The organism is Mesorhizobium sp. Arg314, from assembly GCF_053714275.1.
In genome coordinates, this window is record NZ_JBSKBP010000005.1 from 58,737 (window position 1) to 74,039 (window position 15,303).

Annotated in this window: 7 protein-coding genes; 1 reads left to right on the forward strand and 6 read right to left on the reverse strand. The window is 63.5% G+C overall.

Going from position 1 to position 15,303, the window contains the following annotated elements; all coding sequences use genetic code 11:
• Nucleotides 1-1,539, reverse strand: coding sequence for a trimethylamine methyltransferase family protein (locus ACWGS9_RS07280; protein ID WP_454504600.1), 1,539 nt, complete (start codon nt 1,537-1,539; stop codon nt 1-3).
• A 212-nt stretch (nt 1,540-1,751) separates the two neighbouring features.
• On the opposite strand from ACWGS9_RS07280, the gene ACWGS9_RS07285 reads away from it, so the two are divergent.
• On the forward strand, nt 1,752-2,342 hold the full coding sequence (locus ACWGS9_RS07285) for a transglycosylase SLT domain-containing protein (protein ID WP_454504601.1): 591 nt from the start codon (nt 1,752-1,754) through the stop codon (nt 2,340-2,342).
• 113 nt (nt 2,343-2,455) lie between these two features.
• Here ACWGS9_RS07285 and ACWGS9_RS07290 read toward each other — a convergent pair whose 3' ends face one another.
• The 5 genes from ACWGS9_RS07290 to ACWGS9_RS07310 all read right to left on the reverse strand — a co-directional run bounded on the left by ACWGS9_RS07290 (nt 2,456) and on the right by ACWGS9_RS07310 (nt 15,302).
• Nucleotides 2,456-4,789 carry a dipeptide ABC transporter ATP-binding protein gene (locus ACWGS9_RS07290; protein WP_454504602.1) on the reverse strand — a complete coding sequence of 778 codons (2,334 nt, stop codon included), beginning with the start codon at nt 4,787-4,789 and terminating at the stop codon, nt 2,456-2,458.
• A gap of 105 nt (nt 4,790-4,894) precedes the next feature.
• Nucleotides 4,895-6,052, reverse strand: a complete 1,158-nt coding sequence (locus ACWGS9_RS07295; RefSeq protein ID WP_454504603.1) for an ABC transporter permease — start codon at nt 6,050-6,052, stop codon at nt 4,895-4,897.
• A gap of 11 nt (nt 6,053-6,063) precedes the next feature.
• Nucleotides 6,064-7,098: an ABC transporter permease gene (locus ACWGS9_RS07300; protein WP_454504604.1), complete on the reverse strand. Its 1,035-nt coding sequence runs from the start codon at nt 7,096-7,098 to the stop codon at nt 6,064-6,066.
• A 221-nt stretch (nt 7,099-7,319) separates the two neighbouring features.
• Entirely contained in the window at nt 7,320-8,975 is a 1,656-nt protein-coding gene (locus ACWGS9_RS07305) for an ABC transporter substrate-binding protein (protein WP_454504605.1), read from the reverse strand.
• Nucleotides 8,976-9,251: 276 nt separating this feature from the next.
• Nucleotides 9,252-15,302, reverse strand: coding sequence for a translocation/assembly module TamB domain-containing protein (locus tag ACWGS9_RS07310; RefSeq protein WP_454504606.1), 6,051 nt, complete (start codon nt 15,300-15,302; stop codon nt 9,252-9,254).
• Nucleotide 15,303: the final 1 nt, after the last annotated feature.

Sequence of the window (15,303 nt, forward strand, 5' to 3'; positions counted from 1 at the left end):
TCACGGCTCGCCCTGCCCGATCGCTTCCTTGCGGCGTGCCATATAGGCTTCGAGCGCTTCGCGTATTGCGGGATCCATGGCCGGCTGGACATACTCCTCCAGCGCTTTCTTCCAGAGCCGCGTCGCGCGCGCCGTCGTGTCGAGCGCGCCGGCCTCCTGCCAGGCCTCGTAATTCTGCCAGTTGGAGAGCATGGGCTGGTAGAAGGCCGTGGCGTAGCGCTCCAGCGTGTGCGGCTCGCCGAAGAAATGGCCGCCGGTCGGCACTGCGCCCAATGCCTCCACCGCCAGCTCGCCCTGGTCGACGACGATCGGCCGCAGGAATTCCATCATGTGCTGGATCATCTCGACGTCGATGATGAGCTTTTCGAACGATGCCGTCAGCCCGCCTTCCTGCCAGCCGGCGGCGTGATAGACGAGATTGCCGTGGCCAAGCACCGCGCCCCACAACGCCATCAACGTCTCATAGGCGCCCTGCGCGTCGGCGGCATTGGAGGCTGAGCCCGGCGTCGTGCGGTATGGCAAATTGTAGCGCCGCGCCAACTGCCCCGAGGCGATGTTGGCCTTCGTGTTTTCCGGCGTGCCGAAGGCCGGCGCACCTGACTTCATGTCGACATTGGAGGTAAACGCGCCATACATCACCGGCGCGCCGGGACGCACCAGCTGCGTCAGCACGATGCCGAACAGCGCTTCGGCATTCTGCTGCGCCAGCGCGCCGGCAAGCGTCACCGGGCTCATCGCACCCATCAGCGTGAACGGCGTCACCGCCACCGACTGACCGTACTCGGCCATGGTCATCAGCCCCTCCGCCATCATCTCGTCGAAGCGGCGCGGCGAGTTGACCGAAATGATCGTGGTGATGCCGGGATCATCGCGCATCTTATCCAGCGTCAGTCCGCGCGCGATCGCCATCATCTCGATGCCGTCGAGCGCCCTGCCTCTTCCGATCGCCGAAACGTGGAAACATTTGTCGGTCAGCGTCAGGTTGGCGAAATAGGTGTCCATATGCCTTGTGTTCGCCGGCAGTTCGATCGGCGCGCAGACCTGGTTGCCCAGCATGTGGATGCAATTGAAATGCTGCGCCAGCCGGACAAGGTCCCGATAGTCGGGCATGTTGCCGGCTCGGCGGCCGCGTTCCATGTCATGCACATTGGGCGGCCCCGCCACCAGCGTGAAGTTGATCGTGCTGCCGCCAAGATGGACGGCTTGTGCCGGATTGCGTGGGGTAAGCGTGTAGCGGCTGCGCGTCGACTTCAGCGCTTCCTCGACCATGCCGCGATCGACGCGCACATTCATCATGGCGTGATCGACCTTGGCGCCGGCACGCTCGAACAGCGACAGCGCCCGCGGGCTCATCACCTCGATACCGAAATTCTCCAGGACATGCATCGAGGCCTGGTGGATGGCCTCGATCTGGTCGGCCGACAGCAGCGCCATCGGCGGATAGGGATTCTCCACCCGCCGCCGCGGCAGTTGCGGAATGGCGGCCGGCCCCCGGTTGCTGGTGCGTTCGGCGCCGCGCTTGCGTCTTGGTTCGCTCATGCGCGTATCAGAGCGCCCGCATCACAGGCGGGCTGTCAGAAATTCGCCGTTTGCCGGCGTGATTTTAGCCAAGGCGGCATTTTTTCAAGGTCAAAGAAAAGAATAGCGACATAGGCAGTCGTAATATCGATACTCGATTTTTCACGCCTTCCGCTCCCGCGTTAAGGAACCGCGCAAGACTCCTTTTATGATTTCGGCCTATTCGTCTTTCAATGCGTAGGTCGAGTTTTAGTAAAATTGTCGCTGTCTCCGTGCTGCTGGCGCTTTCGGCCTGCGCGACGGCGCCCAGCCACATCAACAATGTCTGCGCCGTCTTCGACCAGAATGACGGCTGGTTCGACAACTGGCAGTCTGCCGCCGAGCGCACCGAGCAGAAATACGGCATTCCCGTTCCGGTGCTGATGGCCACGGTGCGCAAGGAGTCCGGCTTCAAGAGCAATGCCCGACCGCCGCGCACCAAGCTGCTCGGCTTCATCCCGTGGACACATGTCTCGAGCGCCACCGGCTACTCGCAGGCGCTCGACGGCACCTGGTCGCAATATCAAAGCGAGACCGGCAACTGGACGGCGCGCCGCACGCGTTTTGCCGACGCCATCGATTTCGTCGGCTGGTACCACTCCAAGACCGCCGATACGTTCGGAGTCGCGCGCAACGACACCTACAATCTCTACCTGGCCTATTATCTTGGCTGGACAGCCTATGGCCGCGACAATCGCGGCGACGGCGGCGTTCAAAGCTACGCGCGCGCCACCGACCAGATGGCCCGCGATTACGCCGCGCAGATGCGGCAGTGCGGAAGCTGACACCCTGCCGGGCTAGAGCAATTCCACGAAAAGTGTGAGCGGTTTTCCGTCAGGAATTGCGTCAAAACAAAGAGATAGAGCGGTTCGCCGTTTCCGTGAAACGGTGAAACGCTCTAATGCCGCCTCGTCGTGTCCTTCGGCTTTGAAGCACCGGTTTCCGAAGTCTCGTCGCGGACCTCGTGGCGACGGACTCGCAAGACGGCGTCCGCGTCCTCGACAGCCTTTCCGGTCGCATCGGCTTCCGAACTGGCATTTTTGCCACCCGGACGCTGCGGCGGCGTACCGGTAAAGCCCGGTCCCGAGCCGTGCGGAGCATCGTCCGGCACGCCTTCGTGCGCGGCATGTTCCTTGTCGAACTTGATGACCGGCTCCATCTTGGCCAGCACATCGTCCGAGAGCCAGCACAGGCTCATATGGCCGTCGCCGAGATTCTTCACCGGTGGCACTTTCGTCTCGCACAGATTGTCCGGCACCAGCTTCTTGTAGCCGCAGCGCGTCTGGAACGGGCAGCCGGTCGGCGGGTTCATCGCCGAGGGGATGTCGCCTTCGAGCACGATATGCTTCTTGACCACACTGGTGTCGGCGATCGGGATCGCCGACAGCAGCGCCTCGGTATAGGGGTGGTAGGGCGGCGAGAAGATCTGGTCGGTCGTCCCCTGCTCGACGATGTAGCCGAGATACATCACGACGACGCGGTCGGCGATGTAGCGCACCACAGACAGATCGTGGCTGATGAACAGCATCGTCGTCTTGTTCTTGCGCTGGATGTCCATCAACAGCTCGGTCACCGCCGCCTGCACCGAGACGTCGAGTGCCGAGACCGGCTCGTCGGCCACCACCACCTTGGCATCGCCGGCGAAGGCGCGCGCCACGCCGATGCGCTGCTTCTGACCGCCCGAAAGCTGGCGCGGCTTGCGGGTTTCGAAGGCCCGCGGCAGCTTCACCAGGTCGAGCAGCTCCAGCATCCGCTTGCGCCGCTCGGCGACATTCTTGCCGACTTTGAACTTTTCCAGCGTACGGATGATCTGCGAGCCTACCGTATGGCTGGGATTCAGCGTGTCGAACGGGTTCTGGAACACCATCTGGATCGACGACACCGTATCGACGCCGCGTTTCTCGATGCCTGTCGACTGGATTTCCTTGTTGGCCAGGCTCACTGTGCCGGAGCTGGCGGTCTCCAGACCAAGCAGCACCTTGGCCAGGGTCGACTTTCCGCAACCGGACTCGCCGACGATCGCCACCGTCTCGGATTCGCGCGCGGTGAACGAGATCGTCTCGTTGGCCTTGACGACGCGGCCCTCGCTGGACCCGAACACTTCGCTGCCGCCGACCTTGTAGTATTTCTTGAGGTCCTGGATTTTCAGGACCGGCGCGCCGGGCTCGACCTTTTCATTGACCTTCTTGGCGCCGGGCGGCAGCGCCTCCCAGTCGATCTCGTTGAAGCGCACGCAGCGCGAGAAGTGCCCCTCATGGCCGTCGACCGGAACCATCGGGATTTCGGCGGCGTTGCAGACGCCTTCCACGAAATGGTGGCAGCGCGGCCCGAAATTGCAGCCCTTCGGCCGCTCATGCGGCAGCGGCAACTGGCCGGGGATGGAGATCAGCGGCCGCGAGTTCTTGTCGGCGCCGGGCAGCGGGATCGAGCGGAACAGCCCTTGCGTGTAGGGATGGCGCATGCGGTCGAACACGTCCTTGATCTTGCCGGTCTCGACCGCCTCGCCGGAATACATCACCGTGATCTTGTCGCAGGTCTCAAGGATGAGGCCAAGATTGTGCGACACGAAGATCATCGAGGTGCCGAACTTCTCGCCCAGCCCCTTGACCAGTTCCACGATGCCGGCCTCGACGGTGACGTCGAGCGCGGTGGTCGGCTCGTCGAGCAGAAGCAGCGCCGGCTTGGACAGCAGCGCCATGGCGATGACGATGCGCTGCTGCTGGCCGCCGGAAAGCTGATGCGGATAGGAGCGCATCATGCGCTCGGGATCGGGCAGCTTCACGGCCCGCACCATCTCCAGCGCGCGGCTATGCGCCTCTTCCTTCGACACCTTGTCGTGGATCAGCGGCACTTCCATCAACTGCTGGCCGATCTTCATCGCCGGATTGAGGCTCGCCATCGGCTCCTGGTAGATCATGGCGATCTTGTTGCCGCGGATGGCGCGCAACTCCTCCTCGGAGAGTTCGCCCATGTCCCTGCCCTGGAACTTGATGCGCCCGCCAACGATCTTCCCGATGTTGGAGAGGTCGCGCATGATGCCGAGCGACACGGTCGACTTGCCGCAGCCGGACTCGCCGACGATGCCCATCGCCTCGCCGGGCATGACCGTGCAGGAAAAGTCCATCACGGCCGGAATCTCGCCCTTGCGGGTGAAGAAGGAGATCGAGAGGTTCTCGATCTCGATGATCGGCCCATTGGTCGGCTTGGCTGGATCTCGAACTGCCTCGTTCATGGGTCGCTCCAATCCTTGGTCTTTGGTTTGAGCATGATCATGTCCGAAAACCGGGTTCCACTTTTCGGGATCATGCTCCGGCAAGTAGGGCCTTCGACCCCGCCATCAATCCTTCATCGACTGTTCACGCAGCGAATCCGCCAACAGGTTCAGCCCCAGCACGAACGACATCAGCGCGATCGTCGGCGGCAGCGCCGGGTGGATGAAGGAACGCAGCAGGCGGCTGGCATCCTTGATCGCAGTGCCCCAGTCGGGGCTTTCCGGAGCCAGGCCCAGGCCGAAATAGCCGAGCGTTCCGAGCAGGATCGTCGTGTAACCGATGCGCAGGCAGGCATCGACGATCAGCGGACCGCGCGCATTGGGCAGGATCTCCCACAGCATGATGTACCAGGGCGATTCACCGCGCGTCTGCGCCGCCGCCACATAGTCGCGCGTCTTGATGTCCATGGTTAGCCCGCGCACGATGCGGAACACGCCGGGGCTGGAAGCGAACACCACCGCCACAAAGATGTTGAGCTGGTTGGGGTCGATGTGGACGATCTTGAGCGGATCTTTGTCGAAGACCAAGCCGGTATAGATCCAGCCGCCGACGACCAGCGTGATGCCGAGCAGGATATAGAGGCGGTCCGGCCGGTTCTTGAAGCGCGTCCAGAACAGCACGCTGAAGAAGACGATCGGGAACAGGAAGAACAATCCGGCCATGGCATAGGGAATCGGCGTGTCCATGATTCCCGGTGTCACCAGCAGGTAGAACAGGAGGATGACCGGGAAGGCCAGCACCAGATTGGCCAGGAACGACAGCAGCGTGTCGATCTTGCCGCCATAGTAGCCGGCCGGGAGGCCGAGCGTGATGCCGACCATCAGCGCGAAACCGGTGGCGGCCGGCGCGATGATCAGCACGATCTGGCTGCCATAGACCATACGCGAGAACACGTCGCGGGCGAGCTTGTCGCCGCCGAAATAGTAGACCAGCTTCGAGACCGGTTCGACAGCGCCGGGCAGCGCGTCCTTCATCACCGAAACCTGAGCCAGCGGGTCGAAGGGCGAGATGGTGGAAGCGAAAATCGCCGTGAACAGCCAGAACAGGCAGATGAAGACCCCGGCAACGCCGACGCCGCTGTCGAAGAGCTGGCCGTAGAGGCCAAGCCGCTTCTTGTAGGTAAAGCTGGCGCCCATCACCAGGATGAGCCCGGCCCATACCGGCCAGAAGCGCCAGAGCACGCCAATAACGATGTCGAAGGCGTTGATATATTCGGTTTGCATCGGCTTGCCCCCTACTGAACCCTGATACGCGGATTGAGAAACGCGTAGCCGACATCCGAGATGAGCTGGGTGATCAGCACGATGAACACCGAGACCAGCGAGCAGCCGAGCAGAAGATCGATGTCGTTGTTGCCGGCGGCTTCGACCAGCGTGTAGCCAAAACCCTGGTAGCGGAACATCACCTCGACGATGACGACGCCGGTGAGCAGCCACGGGAACTGCAGCATGATGACGGTGAATGGCGCAATCAGCGCATTGCGCAACGCATGCTTGACGACCACCCCGCCGAAGGAGAGGCCCTTGAGGCGCGCGGTACGGATATATTGCTGCGTCATCACCTCGACCATCGAGGCGCGCGTCATGCGCGCGATGTAGCCGATGCCGTAGATGGCCAGCGTCATCACCGGCAGCGTGAAATTGTAGAAGGTGATGCCCTGGCTTGCCGAGGCCGCGGAGCCGTTCAGCCAGCCGAGCCATGAGGCGAAGATGACGGTGAAGATGACGCCCGACACGTATTCAGGCGTCGCCGTCGAGGCGATAGACGCGACTGACAGCGTGCGGTCGGTGCGCGAGCCCTCGCGCATGCCGGCAAGTATCCCGACCAGCAGCGAGATCGGCACCATGACCAGTAGGACGCAGAGCATCAAGATGCCGGTGGCGCTCAACGCTGGAAAGAGCTTCGACGCGACAGTGGTCTTGAACTTGGTCGAGCAGCCGAAATCGCCTTGCAGGATGCCCGAGAAGGTTGGCACGAGCGGGTCATTGCAGAAGGAAAAGCGCTGCGCCGGCTTGCCGGTCGTGGGGTCCGTCACCGGCTGCTTGGGCAAGATGCCCAGCCATTGACCGTACCGGACAAAGAAATTCTGCCGATAACCGTGTCCGGCCAGCCAATTTTCCAGCTGCTCGGCGGAGGTATGCATTTCGGTCTGGCTGATGGCCAGCTTCTTCAGATTCGGGTCGAGATTGATCAGGAAGAAAACGATCATCGTCAGGCACAGCATCGTCAATGCCATGGTGCCGAGACGCCTGATAACGAAAGAAAGCATGGCGGTCCCCTGCCGATCTGGTTGGGGTTGAAGCCTGCTCGAGACAATCCAGCCGCAGCGGCAAGCTGGCTGTCAAACAAGCCCTCGAATGCGATCGACTCTGTTTTATTGCATGACCGTCTCCGAAGAGTCCGCAACTTTTTTGCTGCGCCGACCTCCGGTTTTGGAACCATGCAAGAACGAGGGAAAGGGGCGAGCCGCCCCTTTCCCTGATTGCCAGATCAGGCCTGGTCGAGCCAGATCTTGCCGTAGTCGCGCTCGAAGGTCGGGTGCATCTTGTAGTTCTTAACGGCGGCAACCGAGTGGCTGTAGAGCTTGCGCCAATAAGGCTGGATGATGATGCCTGAATCCTGCAGGATCTGCTCGATGTCCTTCATCATGTCCTTGCGCTTGGTGGCGTCGGAGACCGAGAGCGCCGCGTTGAGCTTGGCGTCCCAGTCAGGGTTCGACCATGCACATTCGTTCCAAGCCTCGCCGGTGCGGTAGGCCAGAGCCAGAACCTGGACGCCGAGCGGCCGCATGTTCCAGTTGGTCATCGACAGCGGATACTTCAGCCAGTCGTTCCAGAACGTCGAGCCCGGCAGCACGGTGCGCTTCACCTTTATGCCGGCGTCGCGAAGCTGGGCGGCGATGGCGTCGCCGGTGTTCTTGTGCCAGTCCTCGTCGACCGTGATCAGCTCGTGTTCGAAGTCGGCCTGACCGGCCTCTGCCATCAACGCTTTCGCCTTGGCCGGATCGCGAGCGACTTTCGGCAGCTCGTGATATTCCGGATGGATCTGGCAGACATGGTGGTTTTCGGCCACCGAACCGGCATTGCCGTAGCCGAGTTGGAGGACGACATTGTTGTCGACGCCGAGCTGCAGTGCCTTGCGCACCTTCTCGTTGTCATAAGGCTTGTTTTTGACGTTGGTGCGGCAAACGATGGTCGAGGCGGTCACGACTTCCGACTTGACCAGCTTCATGCCGTCGAGGATCGACACATAGTCGGCCGAGGTTTCGAAATTGGTGTGGACTTCACCGGATTCGAATGCACTGACCATGGCCGCCGGATCGGTGCCATAGTCGATGAACTCGATGCCGTCGAGGTAGACGTCGCCGTCCCACCACTTGTTGTCGGCTCGGCGCTTGTAGACGACCTTTTGGCCGACGTCGTAGGAGACGAGCTCGAACGGGCCGGTGCCGATCGGGCAGGCTTTGAAATCGCCACCCTTTTCATCGAAGGTCTTGTGAACGACGAGGGCGACATAGTCGCAAATGCCGGGAATGATCGAGATGTCGGGCTTGGTCAGCGACAGCTTGACGGTCATGTCGTCGACCTTGGTCACCGCGCCTTCACGCAGCTTGCCGGTCTTGTCGTCGAACAGCGTGCCGAGACGACCGGGCATTGAATTGCCCTCGGCGGCCTTCTCGCCCCAGCGGTTGAAGTTGTGCACCACGTCGTCGGCGGTGAATGCGTCGCCATTGTGCCAGGTCACGCCCTTGCGCACATGCAGCACATATTCGGTGGCATCGTCGTTCACGTCCCAACTCTCGAGCAGATAGGGGCGGAACGTGTATTCGGTGGTGTACTTGACCAGCGGCTCGAGCGCCTGGCGCTCGGCATTGGCGATTTCCGACCAGTCGGACTTGCGCGGATCCTTCGGATCCTTGACCCACTGCGCGACCTTCAGGATGCCACCCTTCTTGGGGGCATCTTCGGCTCGCGCCTCGGTCGGCACTGCAAGGCCGAGCATGCCGTAGGCCATCGCCGTCGAGGCGCCGAAAACGCTGGCCAAGGCCAGGAATTCACGACGGTCCACCTTGCCCGACTTGGCCTCTTCGGCCATTTTGAGGATGTGATCGGGAACGCGATCACCATTGCTTTTATAGATTGCCATGACTTACTCCCATTGTTGGCTTTCCGCCTTGTAACATTCCGCATCCAGACCGCGTTGTCAAAAGGCGATGTGGAGTGGGAACATGTTAGGGAATGTGCATCTTTGAGTGCAACCCGGTTCGCGTGATAGCGACAGTCTTGGCGCAAATTTGTTAGCGCGCCACGGATTTCCAAAAAAATCGTGGCGGGCGATTAAATCAATACATTTTATAAGGATAAGGGGCCTGTGTCCGGGGCGAGCAGCCCATTCGACAGGCCTGGGAAGGACCGCGCAGCCTCAATATTCGCGCTCGTAAAACACGCCGCCCTTTGCTTCGCCGGCGTCGTTGGCCTCGCCGCGCAGCTTGACGCCACGCCCGACATTGAGGTCGATCGTTGCCTTGCCTGAGCCCGGCTTGTCGCCCTTCTGTATGGTCACATAGGTGCGGTCGTTGAGATATTTGCCGGCCGAAACCGCCGTGCCGCCCTTCTCGTCCGTCGTCACGTCGAGATCGTCGACGCCGATGGCGCTTTGCAGGCTCTCAAGCAGCGAGGTCGAACCGCCGACGCCTGCCAGCTGCGCGGCCGCGCTCGCAAGTTGCGCAATCTGCAGCGGCGACAGTTTGGACATGGATTGACCGAAGATGAGCTGTGCCAGCACCTCGTCCTGGGGCAGCGCCGGCACGGAGGAGAAGGTAAACTTCGGATTGGTCGCCTCGCCCGACACGACGATCGCCACCGTGGCGCTGCTGGTCGTCGTGGTCGCAGTCATGTTGAGGTAGGGCACCAGCGAACCCTGGAACCCGATAGTGCCCTCGGTGAAGGTCAGCCGCTTGGCAAGGATGGTCAGCCGTCCGCGCTGCAGCGTGAAAGTGCCGACCGCCTGCGGCGCCGAGGCCGGCCCCGTCAACTTCAGCGAGCCGCCGAGTTCGGCATCGACGCCCCTGCCCTGGATGAATATCTGGTTCGGCGCGTTGACCGTCACATCCAGGGCAAGGCCGCTGCCGCTGTTGCCGCCGCCGGATGTCGGCGGGCGCAGCGCCTTATCCTGCGCCCGCACCGCGCTGGGCGCGTTCTTGTGCTTGACGTCCAAAGCCGAGAGCGAGGCCGGCAGCTTGTCCGGGACGGTGATGACCGTCCTCGCCAGATTGATCGTGCCGGCAACCACCGGCGCCGAAACCAGCGGTCCCTTGATGGTCAGGTCGCCGCCGAGATTGGCGGTTACGACCCGGCCGTCGGTATAGCGGCCATCGGTGAGCTTGATCGAGAGATCGGCAGGGAAGCCTTGCGCCGGATTGATGCCGACCGTGCCGCTCGCCGACAGGCTTCCGCGCGTCGACAGCGTTCCGGTCAGGCGGTTTATCCTGGCGACGCCGCCGCCGATCGAAACGTCTGCGGCGATGTCGTTGACCGCCAGGCCGGAACGCGCGTCGACCAGGCGCGCGCCGGTGGTGTTGACCGTTCCGCCGATCACCGGCGACGACGCCGGACCGCGCACCTGCACGTTGACATTGGCCGTTCCGGTCAGTCCAAGCCCCTGCGCGGCGAGTTTCGAGGCAAGGAAGGAGAATGGCACCTTGCCGTTGAAGTCGAGCACCAGCGCCGGCGTGCCCGCCGTCGTCACCGAGCCGCCGCCCTTGAGGCCGAGGCCGGCGCCGTCGCTGATGTTGGCGTCGAAACCAAGCTTGTTGCCGGCAAAGGTTCCCGACGAGGATACGTTCATGCCGCCCAGCCCGGCGCCGCGCGTCTGCGAGGTCTGCACGCCGGAGGCATCGATGTTGAAGGCAACCGACGGGCTTGCCGGCGCTCCTGTCACCTTGACCGTGCCCGAGATCGAACCCGCCGCGTCGAGACCCGGCGAAAAACTGTTGGCGAGCGAGATCGGCACCCTGGCCAGATTGGCGTTGATGTCGAGCGCCTGCGCGACCTTGCCCGTCACCGTCGCCGTGCCGCCGCCAAGGTTGAGCACCAGGCGGTCGAGCGTTGTCACGCCGTTGGCGATGGTCACGGTCGAGGCCTGTGCGATCGCAGCCTTGATGCCCTGCACCGTCGCCTGGCCCGACGCGAGCTCGATGGTCGTCGTGCCGTTGGCGACCTTCACCCGGCCGGCCGCCTTCGCCGGGATGTTCTTGACGGTGGCGCCGCCTGAAAAGCCGGTCCAGTCGCCGTCGCGCTTGAGATCGACATCGATACCGGTGATGGCGGTGCCGCCCGAAGTGACGCTCTCGGCGCGCACCGTGCCGGCGATGACCGGTGCTGCCATGTAGTTCGCGATCTGCGCGTCGATGGCCACATTCCTGGCCGAGAGATCGCCGCGCTTGATTGCCGAGGTGTTCGCCTTGATCGCGACATTCGGCCCGTTGGCCGCCTTGGTAAAGGCGATCGTGCCGCGCACATTGCCCTCGGCCTTTTCCAGCGCCAGCGCGGCGAGCGGCCCTATATCGGGCAGGTCGAGCGTAACGGTGCCGACCGGCACCAAGGCATCGTCGAGGGCGAGATCGCCGGAAATCTTGTTCGGGCCGAGCGACAGCAAAAGCCCGTTGATCGCGCGGCTGCCATCGGTCGTGGCGAGCACCGCGCTGCCTTGCAGGTTCTGGCCGGCGACATTGCCGGTGAGCTCGACATTGGCCGCCGGATTGGCGGCATCGGCCTTGCCGCTGGCCGTAAGCTTCAGCCCGGTGATCTCGCGCGCCGCCACCGAAAGCCGGTCGCTGCTCACCGTCATCGACAGATCTGGCGCGGTGACCGGGCCTTGCGCATTCAGGGCAAAGGCGATGGCGCCCTTGGAGTCCTTCGAGAGCCCTGAAACGTCGCTCAACGCACCTCGGATCCCGGCGGCCAGCTTGCTGTCGGCAAGGCTCGCCTGCCCGTCGGCGCTGAGCGCGCCCGAATTCAGCTTCAGGCCGTCGACATTGACGTTGCCATTGGCATCGCGCTTCAGCGCGGCGCTCAACTGCGCTGTCTCGCCAAGCATGCCGCGCATCGCCGCCGGCAAGGCGGAAGAGGCAACATCGGCCTTCAGATTGAGGTCGACCGCACCGTCACCCAGCGATATCCGGCCCACGACCTGGCTGTTGAGCGCATCGCTCTTCAGGGAGCCGCTGTTGACGGCAACGGAATCGGTCGTCAGGCGGCCATTGACCTTGGCCGTGACCTTGCCGGCGATCAGCGGCGCGATCATGGGATTGTCGAGGCCGACCCTGTCCACCGACACCGTGCCGGAAACCGGACCTGCCCGCCCCTTTAGGTCGAAGGCATCCGAATGCAGCATCAGTGTCAGTCCGTCCACCTTCGCCTGGCTGGCGGCGATGGAGGGCAGGATTGCGGACACGTCGAGCCGCGCTTGCGTGCTTTCGCCCGCCATCTTTGCCGACAAGGACTGGACCGCGATCTTGACCGGGCTCTCGGCGCTGCCGACCGTCAAAGGCAGGCTGGGTCCGGATGACGTAAGGTCGAGGGAGAAATCGCTGGCGCCGTTAGGGTTTAGGGTACCGGCGGCCTTGCCTGAAATCCCTTCGCCCGAAAGCGTGGCGTGGTCCAGGGCCACGCCGCCCGCCAGCGTATAGCTGCCGGCAGCATCCAGATCCAGCGGCCCGAGCCCCGCCTGGCGGGTCTGGCTGGTTTCGGCGCCCGCCACCTTCGCATTGAACTGCACGTCGGGGCTGGACGACGGACCCGTGACATGTGCCGTGCCCTCCACCGTTCCGACCCCGTCAAGGCCTGGCACGAAATCATTGGCGAGCGCGACCGGCAGGTTGGCAAGGTTGGCCGTCAGGTCGAGGGTCTGACCGGCGCTGCCGGAAACGGTCGCCGAGCCGCCGCCGAGATTGAGCGCGAGCTTCTCGATTGTGGTGACGCCATTGGCGATAGAGACGCTGGAAGGCTCGGCGATCGCCGCCTTGATGCCGCGCACGGTCGCCTCGCCGGAAGCGATTTCCACGCTTGTCGTGCCGTTGGCGATCTTCACCCGTCCGGTAGCCGTGGCCGGAATGCCCGACGCCGTGGCGCCGCCGGTAAAATTGGTCCAGTCGCCGTCGCGCTTCAAATCGATGCCGATGCTGCTGATGACCGTGCTGCCGGAGGTCACGCTGTCGGCCTTGATCGAGCCCGAGATCGCCGGCCCCTTCAGGTAATTGGCGATCAGCGCGTTGACGGTGATGGCCTTTGCCGCCAGCTCGCCACGCGCGATCGCTGTGCTGGCCGCATTGATGGTGACGGTCGGCGCCTCGCCTTCCTTGGCGAAAGCGATCGTGCCATTGATATCGCCGGTCGCAGTCTGATTTGCGAGTGCCGCAAGCGGTCCGATGTCGGGCACGGCCAGCGTCAGCGTGCCGAGCGGCAGGAATTTGTCGTCGAGCGAGAGATCGCCCGAAACCTTGTTGTCGCCGAGCGCCAGGCTGAGACCCTTGATCGAGCGCTTGCCGTCCGCCGTGATCAGCGAAGCCCCGATATCGAGCGCTTGCCCCTCGGCACTGCCGGTCAGCGAGATTTCGGCCGACGGATTGGCGATGTCGGCCCTGCCCTTGGCCGAAAGTTTGATGTCCTTCACCGTGCGGCCGGCCGCCGTCAGACTGGCGCTGTCGGCCGAGACCGAGAAATCCGGCGCCCAGCGCGGACCGCTAGCCGTCAGCGCGAAGTTCACTCCGCCGGCAAGCGGTGTACCGGCGAGCGACGACAGCGACGAGACATCGCCCAGCGTGCCTTTCACATCCGCCTGGATGTCCGAGCCTTGCGCGCTGGCCGTGCCGCTGGCGCTGAGCGAACCGGAGGTGAGTTCCAGCGAATTGGCGGCGAACGCCCCTTGCGGATCACGCGTGGCGGTGGCCGAAAACTTCACCCGCTCGCCAAGCAGCGAGCTGATTTGCGGTGGCAGCGCCTTGGAGACGGCGTCGGCATTCATCTTCAGCGTCATCGACAGATCGGCGAGCGACACGCTTGCCGTCAGCGCGGCATTGAGCGCATCGCTGCGCAAAGTACCTTTCTCGATGGTCACCGTCTCGCGGCTGATCGTGCCGGAGAGATCGGCGGCGAGTTTGCCGGTCACCATCGGCGCCAGCGTGGCGACGTCGGTCTTCAGGCCGGCGGCCCCGAGCTTGATGCTGACCGGGCCGCTGCGGTTCTCGATATCGAAGCCGTCGGAATGTATCTCGCCTGTAATATTGTTGAGCTGCGTGCCGCCGACGGCCACCGAGGTGAGGGAGGTACCGATATCGACCATCGGCGCCTTGCCGTCGCCGAAGGCGCGCACCGTCGCCTTTTCGACCGCAACCAGGATGGGAACAGCGCTGTTGCCGACATCGACGGTGACCGGCTTGTCCTTGGCGGAGAGCTCGATGGCCAGGTCGCTGGCACCCTTCGGGTCGAATTTGCCGGTTGCTGTGCCGTGTACCGCGTCGCTCTCTATAGTGGCGCGCTCGATATCGACCCCGCCAGACGTGGTCGCCGTTCCGGCGAGGTCGAAGCTCGTCTTGCCGGCAAACATCGACTTTATCTTCTCCGGCAGGAAACCTTCGAACTGGCCGTCGCCCTTGGCCTCGATGCGGTGGCCCTTGTCGGTGAGTTGGTGCCGGCTGGTCAGCTGGCTGATGATCCGGCCGTCGACCATCAAGGTGCCGACGCCGCTCCAGTTGGCGAGCGGCCCGCTGCCGGAAACGACGATGTTGACGGGCGGCGCATCCGGCAGCTTAAGCAGGTTGGCGATGATGCCGCCGGCCGGCTCCGACGCCTTGAGATCGAGGTCTAGCTTGTTGTCGGCCGGCGCAAAATGGATCTTTGCGTCGACATTGCCCTGCTTGCCGTCATGGCGGGTGACGTTGAGCACGCTCTCGATCGCCAGCGGCGACGGATCGGCCTTGAGCGAGCCCTTGGCGGCAAGTTCGGCAATGCCGCTGCCGGCAAGCTCCTGTCCGAGCGCGATCTCGGGCAGGTCGATCTCCCTGACGTCGATCGACACCGGCAGGCTCGTCGAGCCACCCTGCGCCGGCTGCCGGCCTGGCTGCGGCAGCCGCGCCAGTTCGATGCGCTCGGCGGCAAAGCGGTCGGCATTGAAATTCCAGGAGAGCAGCGCCGTCGGCGACCAGTCGAGCGCCACCTTGCGCGCCACCATCCACGGGCCGGCGCGGTCTTCCAGCACCACATGATCGAGCCTGAGCGCGCCGGACCAGATGCCCTCGATGCCGCGGACCGTCACCTTGCGGTCCTCGTTCGAAGCCATCTTCGAAATCAGGCTGGCGAGGTTCTGGCGGCCGCCTTCGGTGCCGGTCAAGACGGCGAGCGCGCCGATCGCCACCACCAGCAGCAGAAGCAGCGTGTAGAGGCAGATGCGGAGGATGCGCCAGGCTGTCTTCATC

Bases quoted from the DNA above. Each gene is read 5' to 3' on its own strand.
- ACWGS9_RS07280 (WP_454504600.1), bottom strand. From the start codon at position 1,539: ATGAGCGAACCAAGACGCAAGCGCGGCGCCGAACGCACCAGCAACCGG.
- ACWGS9_RS07285 (WP_454504601.1), top strand. From the start codon at position 1,752: ATGCGTAGGTCGAGTTTTAGTAAAATTGTCGCTGTCTCCGTGCTGCTG.
- ACWGS9_RS07290 (WP_454504602.1), bottom strand. From the start codon at position 4,789: ATGAACGAGGCAGTTCGAGATCCAGCCAAGCCGACCAATGGGCCGATC.
- ACWGS9_RS07295 (WP_454504603.1), bottom strand. From the start codon at position 6,052: ATGCAAACCGAATATATCAACGCCTTCGACATCGTTATTGGCGTGCTC.
- ACWGS9_RS07300 (WP_454504604.1), bottom strand. From the start codon at position 7,098: ATGCTTTCTTTCGTTATCAGGCGTCTCGGCACCATGGCATTGACGATG.
- ACWGS9_RS07305 (WP_454504605.1), bottom strand. From the start codon at position 8,975: ATGGCAATCTATAAAAGCAATGGTGATCGCGTTCCCGATCACATCCTC.
- ACWGS9_RS07310 (WP_454504606.1), bottom strand. From the start codon at position 15,302: ATGAAGACAGCCTGGCGCATCCTCCGCATCTGCCTCTACACGCTGCTT.